This is a genomic window from Glycomyces artemisiae, assembly GCF_003002955.1.
GTDB classification, from domain to species: domain Bacteria; phylum Actinomycetota; class Actinomycetes; order Mycobacteriales; family Micromonosporaceae; genus Glycomyces; species Glycomyces artemisiae.
This window is the reverse complement of sequence record NZ_PVTJ01000003.1, coordinates 305,802-321,251: the sequence shown is the minus strand read 5'-3', so window position 1 is coordinate 321,251 and position 15,450 is coordinate 305,802. Positions and strand designations below refer to the sequence as shown.

Genomic DNA, 15,450 nt, shown 5'->3' with positions numbered 1-15,450 from the left:
ACTCGACTCCTGGGCCCCCGGAAAGGGCGGCCCACGGTGCCGTTGCGGCTCATTGGGATACGCGGTGTTCAAGGCGGGCTCGGGGAGTATTACGACGCTCGTCGAGGACGACTTCTACGGGAGCCGTGCCGTGGTGCGGCTGGGCGAGGTGGGGCATCTCGGCTCGGTCGGGTGAGGGTTTGCGCAGGCGGATCCAGTCGGGGGAGCGGCCGCTCGTGTAGGGGCTGGCGAGGCGTTTGGCGATGGAGCCGCGGGGGTCGGCGGGCGGGTCGGTGGTCCAGGGGCGGGTGCGCCAGGCTCCGGCGGTGAGGCCGAGGCCGTCGAGGGCGATGCGGCGGTAGATGTAGGGCTCGTGGCGGACGTCGACGGCGTTGAGGGCGAGGACGTCGAAGACGACCACGGTGGCGGGGAAGTCGTCGGCGAGGCGGGCCGCGTCCTCGGGGGACGTGTAGCGGCGGCGCATCCCGGCGGGGGAGAGGACCAGTTCGCCGTCGAGGACCGTGCCGTGGAAGTCGGTGATGCGGGCGAGTTCGGGGAAGCGGTCGGCGAGGTCGGTGCCGTAGCGGGTGAGCATGCGCCAGCACCCGTCCGCGGCGCCGCAGACGACGCGCAGGCCGTCCTGCTCGCGCTCGTAGGACCAGCCGCCGCGGGAGGGCGGCGGGCCGGGGATGGGCAGCATCGGTGCGGGCAGGTCCACGTCCTGAGACTAGGACGGATATCGAAAGAACTCTCAGGTTTCACTCCTGCCGCATGCGCATCGGTGCGATCCTGGGTCCATGGCGATCTGGAGCGGGGCGATAGCGTTCGGGCTGGTCAGCATCCCGATCAAGGTCACTGCGGCCACCGGCAGCCACGACCTGGGCCTGCACCAGTACCACGCGGCCGACGAGGGCCGGATCCGCTATTTGAAGGTGTGCGAGATCGACGACGAGCCGGTGGACCCCGACGAGATCGTCAAGGGCTTCGAGACCCCCGACGACGAGGTGGTCCTCCTCGACGAGGACGACCTCAAGGACCTCCCGGTGAGCACGTCGAAGACCATCGAGGTCCTGGAGTTCGTGCCCGCCGAGCAGATCGACCCGATCTACTACGACAAGAGCTACTACCTCGAACCGGACAAGACCGGAGGCCGCCCCTACGTGCTCCTGCGCGAGGCCCTGATCCAGCAGGACCGGATCGCGGTCGTGAAGGTGACGCTGCGCCGCCGCGAGAGCCTGGCCGCGCTGCGCCCCCGCGGCGAGGCCCTGGTCATGCACACGATGATGTGGCCCGACGAGATCCGCAAGCCCCAGACGAGCGGCCTCGACGCGGAGGTGCGCGACCAGGAGCTGGAGATGGCCGGGACGCTCATCGACGCGATGGCCGCCGACTTCCACCCCGAGGGCTACACCGACGCCTACCAGGAGGCCCTCGCCGACCTCATCGAGGCGAAGCACGAGGGCCGCAGCGCCCCGAAGTCGAAGCGGGAGCGGCCGAAGGCCAAGGTCATCGACCTGATGGACGCGCTCCAGCAGTCCGTCGACCAGCGCAAGCGCCCCGCCAAGAAGACGGCGCGCAAGGCCGCGAAGAAGACGGCCAAGAAGAGCGCCAAGAAGACCGCCCGCAAGGCCCCGGCCAAGAAGGCCGCGAAGAAGGCCGCCGCGTCGCGCCGCAAGAGCGCCTAACGCGCCAGGCGCCGGCGCTTCGCCGCGCTCCTCGCGGCCCGCCGCGGGCCGATGAGCGCGTCGAGCTTCGCGCGGGCCGGGCCCGCCGGGGCCGCGTATTCGTCGATGTCCGCCCACGGGTCCGCCTTGCGGGCCAAGCGCCTGCGGATCGTGCGGATGGTGTGGCCGCCGGGGACGGCGCGGCCGAGCTCGCTCCAGTCGAGGGGCACGGCCACGCCCGCGCCGGGCCGGGCGCGCAGCGTGTACGGGGACGCGAAGGTCTGCGACCGGCCGTTGCGGTTGACGTCGAGGAAGATCCGGCCCGCCCGCTTCTCGATGCGGTGCTGCACGGTGAGCACTTCCGGGTCGGCGCGGGCGAGGTGCCCGGCGAGGTCCCCCGCGAGCTCGCGCACGAACCGGAAGTCCTCGCTGCGGTCCAGGGGCGCGACGACGTGGAAGCCGCGGCCCCCGGTGGTCTGGAGGAACGGTGTGAACCCGAGGTCGGCGACGAGGTCGCGGACGCGCCGCGCGACGTCCCGCAGCACCTCCACGGGCGCGCCGTCCGGCGGGTCGAGGTCGACCACCATCCGGTCGGGGAAGTCGATCGCGTCGACGGTGCAGGGCCGGATGTGGAACTCGATCGCGCTGTGCGCCGCGAGGTAGACGAGCGTCGCCTCGTCGTCGCACACGACCGCGTCGGCCTGCGTCCCGTCGCGCTTGGGGACCGTCACCGTGCGCACCCAGTCGGGGAAGTAGTCCATGGCGTGCCGCTGGAAGAACCCCTCGGCGCCGATCCCGTCGGGGTGGCGCAGCAGCGTCAGCGCCCGCCCGGCGAGGTGGGGGAGCATCACGGGGGCGACGGCCCGGTAGTGGGCGAGGACGTCGGCCGCGGTGATCCCCTCGCCGGGGAACATCTCCTTGTCCGGGTGCGGGACCCTGATGGTGCGCCCGCCGACCTCGACGTGCTCCGGGCGGGCCATCAGGCGGTCTCCCTGACCACGTCCCGGGCGGGCTTGTCGGTGCGCTCGCCCTGGTAGCGCGGGTGGCGCAGCATCCCGTCGGCGGTCCACTCGGTGAACGCGACCTGGACGACCAGCTCGGGGCGGACCCAGTGGGCGCGCTCGCGGACCGGGTCCTTGAACGGGCTCTTCGGCTCCGCGAGGGCGTCCATGCGCTCGCGCAGGGCCCGCAGCGTGGCGTCGTCGTACCCGGTGCCCACCTTCCCGGCGTACCGCAGCGGGCCGCGCCCGTCGTGGTAGCCGACGAGGAGCGCCCCGAAGCCGGCGCGCGAGCCCTGCGGGTCGGTGAAGCCGCCGACGACGAACTCCTGGTCGCGCACGCATTTGAGCTTGAGCCAGTTCTTGGAGCGGCCGCTGTGGTACCGCGATGAGGCCCGCTTCGCGATGAGGCCCTCCCAGCCGCGGCCGCAGGCGTCCGCGAAGAGGGCCTCGCCGTCGGTGTTGCGGTGCACGGAGTACCGCAGCGGGTCCTGGAACGTGAAGGCCCTGCGCAGGAGCCGCTTGCGGTCGCGCAGCGGCAGGCGCGTGACGTCCTCGCCTTCCACCGAGAGCAGGTCGAACAGGTAGTAGTGGACGCGGATGCCGGTGGCGGCGATCCGGGCGGGGTCGGTGAGGTGGATGCGGCCCTGGAGGCGCGCGAAGCTCGTCTGCGCGCCGTCGAAGGCGACGATCTCGCCGTCGGCGGTGAACCGCGGCCCGCCGAGGTCGGCGAGCGCGTCGGCGACCTCGGGGAACCCGGCCTCGATGGGCCGCCCGGTGCGCGACCACAGGCGCACCGCGCCGCCGTCGCGTCCGGCGATGGCCCGCATGCCGTCGAGCTTGCGTTCGAACACCCAGTCGGGACTGGAGAACCGGCGCTCGGTGAGCGTGGCGAGCATCGGCTCCCGGAACCCGGTCACGACTCGTTCCCCCGTGTCATGCCCGCTCAATACCCGGCCGGGGACCTCGGCAAACGCTCCCCGGCCCGGGCCCGGTCAGCCGTGGAGCGTGGGCTTGTAGACGAACTCCTGGATGCGGCCGTCGTACGTGCTCGTCTCGATGAGCTCCAGGTCGAAGTCCTCGGCGCCCGCGAAGATCGGGGCCGCGCCGGACCGGCCGGTGACGACCGGGAACAGCGTGATCTGGAGGCGGTCGACCAGGCCCGCGGCGAGGAGCGACCGGTTGAGCGCGAGGCTGCCGTGCGAGCGCAGCGGCACTTCCGAGCGCTCCTTGAGGCGGCGGACGACGTCGACGCCGTCGCCGCGCACCAGGGTCGCGTCGTGCCAGTCGAGCGGTGTTTCGAGCGTGTCGGAGACGACCGTGGCGGGAGTCTCGATCATCCGCGTGACCCACGGGTCGCGGACCTCGAAGTCCTCGTCGGCGTTGGCCAGCATGCCTTGGAAACTGCGGAACGTGTTGCCTCCGAAGACCATCCGCTGGTCCTGCGAGTACTGGTCGAGGCGGTGGGCGAGGAACTCGGGGCCCTGCTTGCCCCAGTAGCCGCGCCACCCGCCGCCGGTGGCGGCGCCGAAGCCGTCGAGGCTGGTGAAGACGTCGAAGGTGTACTCGGTGGTCATGTGGAACTCCTAGCGGTCGGTGTGTACCAGTGCAGACTGGCACCGCCGCCGGAATTCATCGGCCGTTTCAGGCCCTCGGTATGTCCTTGCCGGTGGGCCGGTACTCGGTGAGGACGATGCGGCCGTCCAAGACGCGGTGGTCGGTCAGCTCCAGGTCGGCGGCGGCGACCGCCGAGAACGTCGAGTCCCGTCCCGCGTCGCCTGCGAACAGCGGGAACGTGAGGATGCGGACCCGGTCGACGAGCCCGGCCGCCAGCAGCTGGTCGGCGAGCGACAGGCTGCCCCAGGTGCGGATCGGGTCGCCGTCCCCGGCCTTCATCGCCGCGATCCCCGAAGCGAGGTCGGTCTCGATGCGCGTGTTCGGCCACGGGATCTCGGTGAGCGTGGTCGTGAAGACGGTCTTGTCGAGCGCCATCGTCGACTCGTACGTGTCGCCCCAGGCCTCGGCCGGGAGCGACGCGAACGCCTCGTATGTGCGCCGCCCCATGACGACCCGCTGCGGTTTCGCGGTCTCCTCGTCGATCCAGGCCCCCAGATCGGGCCCGTAGTACCCGAAGTAGCCGGGGAGCCCGTCGCTCCCGGCCCAGCCGTCGACCGAGACGAACAGGTCGACTGTGAGTGTGCTCGCCATGATGTACCTCCGTTGGTTCCGCCGGCGTCCGCCCATCCTAGGCGCGGGGACCGACAGTGCCCTCCAACGAGTACGCGCAGGGGAGGAGGACCTGCCGGTCGTGCTCCCCGGCCGGGTCGGTGAGCAGGGACGTCAGGAGGTGTACCGCGCGGCGGCCCATCTCGTGCCGGGGGACGCGCAGCGAGGCCCACTGGCGGGTGCCGACTTCGCCGACGGGGATGTCGACGAGGACCACGATCGACAGGTCCCGGGGGATCTCCAGGCCGCGGATGCTCGCCATGGCCGCGAGGACCCGCAGGAGGCTCACCGACTCCACGAGCAGCGCGGTGGCGCCGGAGGCGACCGCGGCGTCGAGCCACTGCGCGGTCAGGCCCTCGGGGTCGGTGAAGTGCGGCTCGGGGACGGGCAGGCCGAAGCGGCCCAACGCGGTCGCGAAGCCCTCCCAGCGGTCCACCTGCGGCTCGTGCCTGGAGGTCTCGCCGAGGTAGGCGAAGGACCGGTGGCCGATGCCCACGAGCTCGTCGACGATGCGGCCGGTCGCGGTGCGGTAGTCGCCGCCCACGTACGCGATCCCGTCGGCCACCTCGCGGTGCCCTATGTAGACGAACGGGTAGTGCTCGGCGGAGAGCCGGGCCAGGTCGTCGCGGTCGGCGTGGTGGCCGAGGAGGAGGCTCCCGGCGGCCTGCTGGAGCCCGTTCGCGCCGTCCTCGTAGATGCGGCGCACCCCGTCGTGGTGGCGCGCGGCGGTGAACAGCATGAGGTTGCAGCCCTCGGCGGCGGCCTGGTCCTCGATGCCGCGCATGAATTCGAAGTAGTAGTCCCCGGTGCTGGTGGGGAAGATCGGCTCGAAGGTGTGGACGCCGAGCAGCAGCGGCTGGGCCCGCGCGGCCGGGGCGCGCTGCGCGGAGGCGGGCACGTACTGGAGGCGCCGCGCGGTGCTGAGGACCCGCTTGCGGGTCTCCGCGGAGATCCGGCCGTTCTCGGCGGTCCCGTTGAGCACCATCGAGACCGTCGACTGCGAGACCCCCGCCTCCTTGGCGATGTCGGCCTGCCGTGACGTCCGCTTGGTCATCGTTCCATCCTCCTTCATCGATGCCCGTCCCCCGTGTCCAGAATCGCGCCGCCCGCGAGCAAGTCGCCGCGCAGCCGCCCGTAGTCCACGTCCTGGACGGCGGTCTTGTCGGCGGCCGCGAGCGCCGCGGCCGTCCCGGCCGCCTCGCCGAGCATCATGAACACCGGCTCCATGCGGACCGACGCGAACGCGACGTGCGACGCGGACACCGCCGACGCCACCAACAGGTTCTCGCACTCCCCGCGCGCGGGCACGAGCGCCCGGTAGGGAACGCCGAACGGCGTCGACAGTGGATGCTGCACATTGCCCTCGTTCACGGGCTGACCGTCCACGACGACGCGCTTGGCGTTGTGCGAGTCCATGACGTACGAGGCCAGGGCCACCGGGTCGGCGCAGCCGCGCCCGGCGGCGTCGTGCTGGGTGACGACCCGCTCGGCGACCATGCGGCGGGCCTCGCGCACGTACAGCTGGTGCGGCCAGTGCGACTGGGCCGCGAACTCCTGCGGGGCGAGCCCGAACAGGCGGGTGTCGGCCCGCACCCGCTCGGGCAGGCGCCGGTCGTTCGCGAGGAAGTGCAGCAGCCCGGCCTGGTAGCGCACGTGGTCCTGGAAGATCGCCTCGCGCTCGTCGTATCCGGCCTCGGGCCAGCGGTAGTTCGCTCCGATGTGGTCGGAGGAGACCGCGCCGTGGTTGTTCATGTCGTACACCTCGCCGCGCACGCGGGTGCAGCGCCCGTACAGCTCGTACACGCCCGCGTCGATGTAGCGGCGCAGCAGCTCGTACCGGTCGGGGTCGTACCCGTCGGGCTCGGGGAACGGGACGCGGTCGGCGCCGGTGGTGACGTGGAGCCGGAAGTTGTACGCCTGGAGCCGCCGGTCGCCGTCCCCGGTGGCGCCCATGGGGTCCGGGCTGATCCCCGGGAGCAGGCCGCTCTCGGGCCGGCCCGGTTCGACGTAGGGGTCGACGGGCCGCTGGAACTGGTGGTTCCCGCTGCGCTGCACGCCCGCCTGCGGCTCGCCGTACACCTCGGACGACTCGCGGCCGACGGTGTGCGAGACCCCGGCGCGGGCCATGAGGTCGCCCTCGTAGGAGGCGTCCACGAACACCCTTGCGGCGTAGGCGGAACCGTCGTCGGTGGTGATCGCGGCGATCCGCTGCCCGTCCATGACGACGCCGTCGAGGTGCCTGCGCCGCCGCAGCTGCACGCTCGAGTCGGCGAGCCACTCGGTGAGGATCGCCTCGGCCAGGCCCGCCTCGACGTCCCAGTGGGGGTCGGCGGCCCGGTAGCGGTGCGCCACGCGGCGGTAGAACTCGCGGGCGAGGCCGCCCACCGTGGCCGCGTCGCCCACGTCGGTGGTGCCGAGCCCGGAGGCGGTCATGCCGCCGACGTGGTCGCCGAAGGCGAGGAGCACCACGGACCGTCCCTTGCGGGCGGCGGCGATCGCGGCGGTGGCGCCGCCCGCGGTGGCGCCGTAGACGACGACGTCGGCGTCGAGCCGCTCGGGGGCGCCGATCGCGGGGAGGAGGTAGCGCACGCCGGGGAGGGCGGGCGCCGAAGTCATACGATCGTTCATCGCATCAGCATACAACGAATTCATATCAGCGCTATCGGCACGCATGGGCCACGCTTCCATGCGGGAAAAACTTCCGGATCGCTCTTGACATCTCCCGGCATCCTTGCGGTAACGTGGGCTCGACCTCATCGAATATCGACTGCATTGCTGATAATATCAGCAACCATCTTCGACCGGGAGACCCCCACATGCCTCCAGTGCACGAGACCGCGACCGACCTCCTCGTCGTCGGCGGCGGGCTCGGCGGCGTCGCCGCCGCCCGCACCGCCGCCCGCCTCGGCCTCCACGTGCTGCTCACCGAGGAGACCGACTGGCTCGGCGGGCAGCTCACCGCCCAGGCCGTGCCCTCCGACGAGCATCCCTGGATCGAGTCCGGCCTCACCTCCGCCGGATACCGCGAGCTGCGCGACCGCATCCGCGACTACTACCGCCGCAACTACCCGCTCACCGCCGCCGCGAAGGCCGAGCCCGCCCTCAACCCCGGCCTCGGGAACGTCTCGAAGCTCTGCTGCGAGCCGGCCGTCGGCGTCGCCGCCATCGACGAGATGCTCGCCCCCTACCGCTCCGCCGGGCGCATCACAGTCCTCTACGGCCACGTGCCGGTCGCCGCCCACGTCGAGGGCGACCGCATCGCGGCCGTGACCCTCCGCGGCCCGCAAGGCGACCGCACCGTCACCGCCCCGCTCGTCGTGGACGCCACCGAGCTCGGCGACCTCCTCGAACTCGCGGGCGTCGAGCACGTCGTGGGCGCCGAGTCCCACGCCCAGACCGGCGAGCCCTACGCCGCCCCCGAGCCCGACCCGACCGACCAGCAGTCGATCACCTGGACCTTCCCCCTCGAATACCGCCCCGGCGAGGAGCACGTGGTCGACCGGCCCGCCTCCTACGACCACTGGCGCACCCACGTGGACGACTTCTGGCCCGGACCCCAGCTGTCCTGGGAGAAGATCGACATCCACACCATGGGCGGGCGCACCAACCGCATCTTCGAGGGCGACATGGACGCCGTCATGCTCCCCGACCTGTGGCACTTCCGCCGCATCCGCGCCCGCACCCAGTTCGACCCCGACCTCATCGACACCGACATCACCCTGGTGAACTGGCCGAACATCGACTACTGGGAGGCCCCGCTCATCGGCGCCGACGTCGACGCGGCCGCCCGCGACCTCGCCTTGCAGCGCTGCAAGGAGCTCTCGCTGTCCTACCTCCACTGGATGCAGACCGAGGCCCCGCGCCCCGACGGCGGCACCGGCTACCCCGGCCTCAAGCTCCGCCCCGACCTCACCGGCACCGCCGACGGGCTCGCCAAGACCGCGTACATCCGCGAGTCCCGCCGCATCAAGGCCCGCTTCACCGTCCTGGAGCAGCACGTCGCCGTCGTCGACCGCCCCGAGGGGCAGGGCGCCGAGCAGTTCGCCGACTCGGTGGGCATCGGCCACTACAACATCGACCTCCACCCCAGCGCGGCCGGCGTCAACTACGTCAACCTGGAGACCTACCCGTTCCAGATCCCGCTCGGCGCGCTCCTGCCCGTGCGCGTGCGGAACCTCCTGCCCGCCAACAAGAACATCGGCACCACCCACATCACCAACGGCTGCTACCGCCTCCACCCCGTGGAGTGGTCCATCGGCGAAGCCGTCGGCGCCCTCGCGGCCCTGTGCGCCGCCGAGAAGACCGAGCCGCACGCCGTCGGCGACTCCCCGCGCCTCACCGAGGACCTCCAGCGGCTCCTCGCCTCCACCCTGGGAGCCCCCGTGGCCTGGCCCGAGGACGTGCAGCGGACCCGCCCCTCGCAGGCGTCCAAGAACGCGACCCCGGTGCTCGCCAAGCCGAAGAAGCGGGTGCCCGGTGCCTGACGTCCTCATCTACGGCGCCACGCCGGCCGGGATCATGGCCGCGCTCCGCCTCTCCCTGCGCGGCTACAGCGCCCTGGTCCTCGAACCCACCGGGCACGTCGGCGGCATCGTCGCGGGCGGCCTCGTCAAGACCGACACCCCCGACGTCCCCGAGGCCCTCGCCGGGCTCACGCGCACCCGGTTCTTCGCCGGGATCGGCGCCGAGTACGGCGAGGACGGCCCGAAGTACCTCTTCGAACCCAAAGCCGCCGAACGGGTCTCGTGGAACCTCCTAAACGAGGCCGGCGCGGAGGTCCGCACCGGCCAGCGCATCGAGTCGCCCGCCGACGTCGAGCGCACCGCCGACCGCATCACCGCCGTCCGCACCGGCGGCGAGTGGCACCGGGCCCGGTTCTTCATCGACGCCTCCTACGAAGGCGACCTCATGGCCCACGCCGGGGTGCCGTACACGACGGGCCGCGAAGCGGCCTCCCAGTACGACGAGTCCCTCGCCGGGTTCCAGCCCGCCCGCGCCTACCGCCGCGGCCCCTTCACGCCCAACACCGGCTACCCGGTCGGGTCCGTCCCCCTTGAGGCCGAAGGCGACGCCGACGGCAAGACCCAGGCGTACAACTTCCGCGGCGTCCTCACCCGCGAAGCCGACCGCCTCCCCTTCGAGCGGCCCCACGACTACGACCCCGCCCGCTACGGCCACCTCCTCCAGCACCTGCGCGAACGCGACGTCGCCGGGCTCTCCTCGATCGTCACCCGTACCGCCGCGCTCCCGAACGGCAAGTTCCAGACCAACCAGGCCCTGTTCTTCGGCTTCGACCTGCCCGGGGCCTCCTGGGACTACCCCGACGGGTCCTGGAAGCGCCGCGACGACATCGTCGCCGAGCAGGCCGCCTGGCACCAGGGGATGCTGTACTGGCTCGCCAACGACCCGGCCCTGCCCGAGGCCTTCCGCGCCGACGCCCGCACCTTCGGCCTCCCGCCCGACGAGTTCACCGACAGCCCCCTGGGCCGCGGCTTCCCGCACGCCCTCTACGTCCGCGAGGCCCGCCGCATGGTCGGCGCGCACGTCCTCACCCAGCACGACCTGCTGAAGCCGAACAACCGCAAGGCCACCGCCGTCGCCTGCTGGGCCTACGCGATGGACTCCCACGTCGTCCAGTACTACCCCGAAGGGGACGGCACCGTGGTCGGCGAGGGCACCCTCTCCGGCACGGTCCACAACCCGCCCGTGGACCTCTACGAGATCCCCGCCGAAGTCCTGTTCCCCTCGCACGGCACCGCGAACCTCACCGTCGCGGTCTGCTTCTCCGCCAGCCACATCGGGTTCTCCTCGCCGCGCATGGAACCGAACTTCGGGATGCTCGGCGAGGCCTGCGGCGAACTCGCCGCCCAGTCCCTCGCCACCGGACTCCCGGTGCAGGACTACGACTACCCGGCGCTGGCGGCGGCGCTCACCGAGCACGGCGCGGTCCTCGACCTCCCCGACAAGGGACGGCGCCCGTGAACGACGTGATCGAGTTCCCGATCGGCGGCCCGGACCTGCCCGCGTTCCAGCCCGGCCCGCTCGACGCCGCCGCAGGGTGGCGCGACCACCGCATCGAGCTGACAGCCGAAGTGCCCCACGGGCACTGGCTGCTGCGGCTCGAATTCGACGCCGGGCACGGGCCCTGCCCCGACCTGCTCGTGGACATCGACGGACGGGCCGGGCTGTTCCACCCCGACGTGGTCCGCGAGGACCGCTCCGAGGTGTACCGGCACGGGCCCATCGCGGGCGCGGCCGTCGTGGAGGTCCCGCTCGGGGCCCTCGCCGCGGGGGAGCACCGCATCGGCGTCACCACCACATTGGACGCCGAGGCCGCGACCGGCCCCGTCGCCGACCCCGGCGGGCCCACCCGCCACCGCGAGCAGTTCGGCCACCACTTCGGCTCGGGCCTCACCTGGCGGCGCCTCGCCCTGGTGCCCCACGACGGACCGGCCCGAGTCCACGTCTCGCTCGCATCGACGCCGCTGTTCATCGAAACCGAAGGGCTGCACCAGCTCGTCGACCTCACCGTCACCGCGCCCTTCGGCGCCGCCGCCCCCCGCACCGCCGAGGTCCGCATCGCGGACCGCACCTGGACCCACGACCTCGCGCGCCCCGGCCGCGACGCCGGCCAGGTCCGGGTCCGCTTCCCCGTCCCCGAACTCGCCGGCCCGACCGCGGCCGAGGTCCGCCTCGACGGCGGCGCGCCCGCCGCGTTCACCCTCGAACCGAAGCGCAAGTGGACCGTGCACCTCATCCCGCACGTCCACCTCGACGTCGGCTACACCGACGTCCAGGGCAAGGTCCTCGAACTCCACTCCCGCAACCTCGACCGCGCCCTGGCCGCCCTCGACCGCGACGACGGCTTCGCGTTCTCCGTGGACGGGTCCCTCGTCGTCGCCCAGTACCTCGCGACCCGCTCCGGCAAGCGCGCGGAGCGCGTCCTCGCCGCGCTCCGCTCGGGCCGCGTCTCCGTGAACGCCTTCCACTCCCTGTTCCTGTCCGGCGTCGCGAGTCTCGAAGAGGTCTACCGGGCCGCCTACCTCGCGGCGCGGCTGCGCGACGAGCACGGCGTCCCGATCGACTACGCCAACCTCACCGACGTCCCCTCCTACTCCGCGGCCGTCCCGTCCATGCTGCGCGCCTTGGGGATCGACGCCTTCGTGGGCATCGAGAACCACCACCGCGGCGGCGGCGCCGACTCCGACCTCCAGCACCTCGCCAGCCCCGTCATGTGGGAGGGGATCGACGGCTCCCGCGTCCTCACCCACTTCTCCGACACCTACTCCCAGCTGCGGTTCATGGCGGGCGACCCGCAGACCCTCGCGGGCGGCGCGTACGCGCTCACGCGCTTCCTCGCCCGCTACGAGCGCGAGGACTACCTCCCGCACGACCTGCCCGTCATCGGCACCCATGCCGACAACGAGGACCTCGCCGACGGCGACGCCGCGTTCGCGGCCCGCTGGAACGCCGCCTACGCCTGGCCGCGCATCGCAGTGTCCACGATGGCCGGCTACCTCGACGCGGTCCGCCCGCTCGCCGAACGGCTCCCGGTGTGGCGCGGCGACGGCGGCTCCTACTGGGAGGACGGCGTCGGCACCGGCGCGGCCGTCGCGGCCGAGCACCGCCGCACCCAGGCGCTCCTGCCCGTCGCCGAGGCCCTCGCGGCCCTCATCGCGCGCACCGACGACACGTACCGCCCCAACCGCGACGCCCTCGACGCCGCCTGGGAAGGCGCGCTCTTCGGCTGCGAGCACACCTGGACCTGGTCCCACGCCAACGCCCACCCGCACGGCGACCAGGTGGGGGACCAGCTCGACTGGAAGCGCCACCAGGTCCACACCGGACACCGGAACGCCCTGGACGAGACCCGCCGCGCCCTCTCGCAGCTCGGCGAGCTCGTCACCACCGCCGGCCCGACACTCCTGGCGCACAACCCGCTCGGCTGGGCCCGCGACCTCGACGTCGAGGTGGAGGCCCCCGCCGGGACCCCGTTCCTCCACGGCGGCGAACCCCTCCCGACCGAGGCGCTGGCCGACTGCGACGGCCTCGTCAAGCACCGCCTCACCGTCCCTGACGTGCCTCCCTTCGGCTACCGCGCCGTCCCCATGGGATCGGCCCGGACCCTCGCCCCCGGCGAGGAGGGCGGGGCCGCCGAGCGCACGGCCGCAGCGATCGACGACTGGCGGCCCGTCCCGGCGACGCTCACGACCGACCGCTGGGACCTCGCCCTCGACCCCGACACCGGCGCCGTCCGGTCCCTCACCCACCGCCCCACCGGCCGGGCTCTGCTCGACGCCGCCTCGCCGTGGCGGCTCGGCGAGGTGCTCTACGTCCTGAACGGACCTGACGCGCTGACCAGGGGCGACCACCCCGACGCGTTCGCGCACTCCGGTGCGCCCCATTCCCATCCGCATCCGCCGACGTCCACGATCTCCGGCCGCCGCCCGCTCGCCGACCCGCCCGACCTCACCGTCGCCGCCGCCGCGATGCGCCCGGTCGGCCTGCGCCGCACCTACGACGGCTGGCGCCTGCGCACCGTCGGCACCGCCCGCAACCTTCCGCACGTCGAGGTCGACCTGCTCCTGCGCGACGGCGACGACCGCGTCGACGTCCGCGTGCGCCTGGAGAAGGAGCGCGAACTCGCCAAAGAGGCCGTCTACGTCGCCTTCCCGTTCGCCGCAACCGAACCGCGCTTCCACTACGACCGCCAGCAGGGCTGGGTCGACCCCGCGGCCGACCACGCCCCCGGCGCCTGCAACGAGTGGTTCACCACCCAGTACGGCGTCGCCGTCGAGACCGCACCCGGCGGCCCGGCCGTGATCTGGACCAGCGCCGACGCGCCCCTGGTCGCCCTCGGCGACATCGTGCGCGGCGAATGGCCCGACCACTTCCGCCCGCGCAGCGGCGCGATCCTCTCGTGGGTCATGAACAACTACTGGCCCACCAACACCCCGCCCGAGCAGCACGGGACCCTCGACCTCCGCTACTCCTTCACGCCCGCGACCGGATTCGACCCCGCCGCGGCCGGAGTCTTCGGCCGCGAGACCCGCTTCCCCGGCGTCGCGAGCGAGGTCAACCGCCTCGACAAGTTCGACACCGACCCCCGGCCGCTCCCGGCCGACGCCGCCTCCCTCCTGGACCTCGACCTGCCGCCCGGCGTCCACGCCACCGTCGCCGAACCGCGCGACCGCGACGGCCTGCTCCTCCGGCTTCAGGACCTCACCGGGAACGGTGCCGAAGTGTCGCTCCCGCCCGGGACCGCCGTGCGCTGCCGCGCCGACGAGACCCCGCTCCACCCCCTCAACGGCCCCGCGGTCGCCTTGCGGCCCTGGGAAGTCGTGTCACTCCTCCTGAAAGGGGCCGCCTCGTGAAACGGCGAGTCCTCCTCGGCGCCGGAGCCGCGATCGGCGGCACGGCCCTCGGCGGTGCCTTCAGTGCCGCACCCGCCGCCGCCCAGACCGCCGCGGGCCTCCGCGTCGGCACCTGGGGCGCCGCCGCCTACCCCCTCGCCGACGTGACCTTCGGCGGCCGGACCGGCCGGTTCATCGTGCGCACCAGCGTCGCCGGAACGGCCCCGCGCCTGCGCCTGTCCAACGTCGGCGGCACCGCCCCGCTCACCGTCGGCACGGTCCGCTTCGGCCTCCACGCCGGGGGCGGCGCCGTCACCGCGGGCACCAACAAGGCCGTCACCTTCGGCGGCAGCGCCTCCGCGGTCATCGCCGCCGGGGCCGTGGTCCTCTCCGACCCCATCGACCTCGACCTCCCCGCCGAAGCCGATGTCGCCGTGAGCATCCACGTCCCCGACACGGTCGCGAACGTGACCGGCCACAGCATCGCCGCCCAGCGCTCCTACCTCACTCCCGACGGCGACCACGCCGCCGACGAGTCCGCCGACGCGTTCACCGAGTTCATCTCGAAGTGGTACCTCCTCGACGAGATCACCGTCGAACTCGACGGCCCCGGCGGCGCGGTCGTGTGCCTCGGCGACTCCATCACCGACGGCGTCGGCTCCACCTCGAACCTGAACCGGCGCTGGCCCGACTACCTCGCCCGCAGGCTCCTCGCCGCGGGCGCGAGCACCGGCGTCCTCAACGCGGGCGTCTCCGGCAACCGGGTCCTGTGGGACGGCGCGGCCCCCTCCGCGCAGGCCCGCCTCGACCGCGACGTCCTCTCCCACCCCGGCGTCCACGCCGTGATCCTCCTCGAAGCGATCAACGACATCGCCTCCGGGAAGGCCGCGGCCCCCGGCGACCTCCTCGCCGCGTACGCGCAGATCCGCGAGCGCCTCGCCGTCCACGGCGTGCTCCTCGTCCTCGGCACCGTCACCCCCTGGCTCGGCTCGGCGAGCTACACCGACGCCAAGGAGGCCATCCGCGTCGCCGTCAACACCGCGATCCGTGAGAGCGGCGACCCGTACATCGACTTCGAGGCCGCCGTCCGCGACCCCGACGACCCCAGGAAACTGCGCGCCGAATACGACTCCGGCGGCGGCGTCCACCCCTCGTGGGCCGGCTACGAGGCCATGGCGGCCGCCGTAGACCTGACGCTGCTGGAACCGAACCCTTCACTGTGACACCTGA

General features: G+C 72.9%; 12 protein-coding genes. 5 read left to right on the top strand and 7 right to left on the bottom strand.

Features of this window, described 5'->3' with window-relative positions; translation table 11 throughout:
* Positions 1–49 precede the first annotated feature (49 nt).
* Entirely contained in the window at positions 50–697 is a 648-nt protein-coding gene (locus B0I28_RS10265) for an ATP-dependent DNA ligase (protein WP_106363725.1), read from the bottom strand.
* Between the two features lie 79 nt (positions 698–776).
* Between B0I28_RS10265 and ku the strand changes: the two genes are divergently transcribed.
* The gene (gene ku, locus B0I28_RS10260) at positions 777–1,664 is read left to right on the top strand and encodes a non-homologous end joining protein Ku (RefSeq protein ID WP_106363724.1); all 888 of its coding nucleotides are present in this window, start codon (positions 777–779) and stop codon (positions 1,662–1,664) included.
* On the opposite strand, the gene ligD (B0I28_RS10255) is transcribed toward ku, so the two are convergent.
* From ligD (B0I28_RS10255) to B0I28_RS10230, 6 genes are all read right to left on the bottom strand, one after another.
* Positions 1,661–2,623 (bottom strand): non-homologous end-joining DNA ligase, encoded by a 963-nt coding sequence (ligD, locus tag B0I28_RS10255; RefSeq protein ID WP_219926684.1) that lies wholly within the window; start codon positions 2,621–2,623, stop codon positions 1,661–1,663. The genes ku and ligD (B0I28_RS10255) overlap by 4 nt on opposite strands.
* Positions 2,623–3,540 carry a non-homologous end-joining DNA ligase gene (ligD, locus tag B0I28_RS10250; RefSeq protein WP_106363950.1) on the bottom strand — a complete coding sequence of 306 codons (918 nt, stop codon included), beginning with the start codon at positions 3,538–3,540 and terminating at the stop codon, positions 2,623–2,625. The genes ligD (B0I28_RS10255) and ligD (B0I28_RS10250) overlap by 1 nt, the downstream gene beginning before the upstream one ends.
* Positions 3,541–3,636: 96 nt before the next feature.
* Complete coding sequence (locus B0I28_RS10245) at positions 3,637–4,218, bottom strand: dihydrofolate reductase family protein (protein ID WP_106363723.1); 582 nt, start codon at positions 4,216–4,218, stop codon at positions 3,637–3,639.
* A 67-nt stretch (positions 4,219–4,285) separates the two neighbouring features.
* Positions 4,286–4,849, bottom strand: coding sequence for a dihydrofolate reductase family protein (locus tag B0I28_RS10240; RefSeq protein WP_181245734.1), 564 nt, complete (start codon positions 4,847–4,849; stop codon positions 4,286–4,288).
* Positions 4,850–4,886: 37 nt separating this feature from the next.
* Entirely contained in the window at positions 4,887–5,921 is a 1,035-nt protein-coding gene (locus tag B0I28_RS10235; RefSeq protein WP_181245733.1) for a LacI family DNA-binding transcriptional regulator, read from the bottom strand.
* A 14-nt stretch (positions 5,922–5,935) separates the two neighbouring features.
* Positions 5,936–7,495, bottom strand: coding sequence for an FAD-dependent oxidoreductase (locus B0I28_RS10230; RefSeq protein ID WP_181245732.1), 1,560 nt, complete (start codon positions 7,493–7,495; stop codon positions 5,936–5,938).
* Between the two features lie 188 nt (positions 7,496–7,683).
* Here B0I28_RS10230 and B0I28_RS10225 point away from each other — a divergent pair, with 188 nt between their 5' ends.
* From B0I28_RS10225 to B0I28_RS10210, 4 genes are read left to right on the top strand one after another with little or no spacing between them, the layout of a single operon-like run.
* Positions 7,684–9,351 (top strand): FAD-dependent oxidoreductase, encoded by a 1,668-nt coding sequence (locus tag B0I28_RS10225; protein ID WP_219926682.1) that lies wholly within the window; start codon positions 7,684–7,686, stop codon positions 9,349–9,351.
* Positions 9,344–10,849, top strand: coding sequence for an FAD-dependent oxidoreductase (locus tag B0I28_RS10220; RefSeq protein WP_106363718.1), 1,506 nt, complete (start codon positions 9,344–9,346; stop codon positions 10,847–10,849). Before B0I28_RS10225 ends, B0I28_RS10220 begins: the two co-directional genes overlap by 8 nt.
* Complete coding sequence (locus B0I28_RS10215; RefSeq protein WP_106363717.1) at positions 10,846–14,241, top strand: glycoside hydrolase family 38 N-terminal domain-containing protein; 3,396 nt, start codon at positions 10,846–10,848, stop codon at positions 14,239–14,241. Before B0I28_RS10220 ends, B0I28_RS10215 begins: the two co-directional genes overlap by 4 nt.
* On the top strand, positions 14,238–15,443 hold the full coding sequence (locus B0I28_RS10210; protein ID WP_106363716.1) for an SGNH/GDSL hydrolase family protein: 1,206 nt from the start codon (positions 14,238–14,240) through the stop codon (positions 15,441–15,443). Before B0I28_RS10215 ends, B0I28_RS10210 begins: the two co-directional genes overlap by 4 nt.
* Positions 15,444–15,450 lie beyond the last annotated feature (7 nt).

Bases quoted from the DNA above. Each gene is read 5' to 3' on its own strand.
- B0I28_RS10225 (WP_219926682.1), top strand. From the start codon at position 7,684: ATGCCTCCAGTGCACGAGACCGCGACCGACCTCCTCGTCGTCGGCGGC.
- B0I28_RS10245 (WP_106363723.1), bottom strand. From the start codon at position 4,218: ATGACCACCGAGTACACCTTCGACGTCTTCACCAGCCTCGACGGCTTC.
- B0I28_RS10230 (WP_181245732.1), bottom strand. From the start codon at position 7,495: ATGAACGATCGTATGACTTCGGCGCCCGCCCTCCCCGGCGTGCGCTAC.
- ligD (WP_219926684.1), bottom strand. From the start codon at position 2,623: ATGGCCCGCCCGGAGCACGTCGAGGTCGGCGGGCGCACCATCAGGGTC.
- ligD (WP_106363950.1), bottom strand. From the start codon at position 3,540: ATGCTCGCCACGCTCACCGAGCGCCGGTTCTCCAGTCCCGACTGGGTG.
- B0I28_RS10235 (WP_181245733.1), bottom strand. From the start codon at position 5,921: ATGACCAAGCGGACGTCACGGCAGGCCGACATCGCCAAGGAGGCGGGG.
- ku (WP_106363724.1), top strand. From the start codon at position 777: ATGGCGATCTGGAGCGGGGCGATAGCGTTCGGGCTGGTCAGCATCCCG.
- B0I28_RS10240 (WP_181245734.1), bottom strand. From the start codon at position 4,849: ATGGCGAGCACACTCACAGTCGACCTGTTCGTCTCGGTCGACGGCTGG.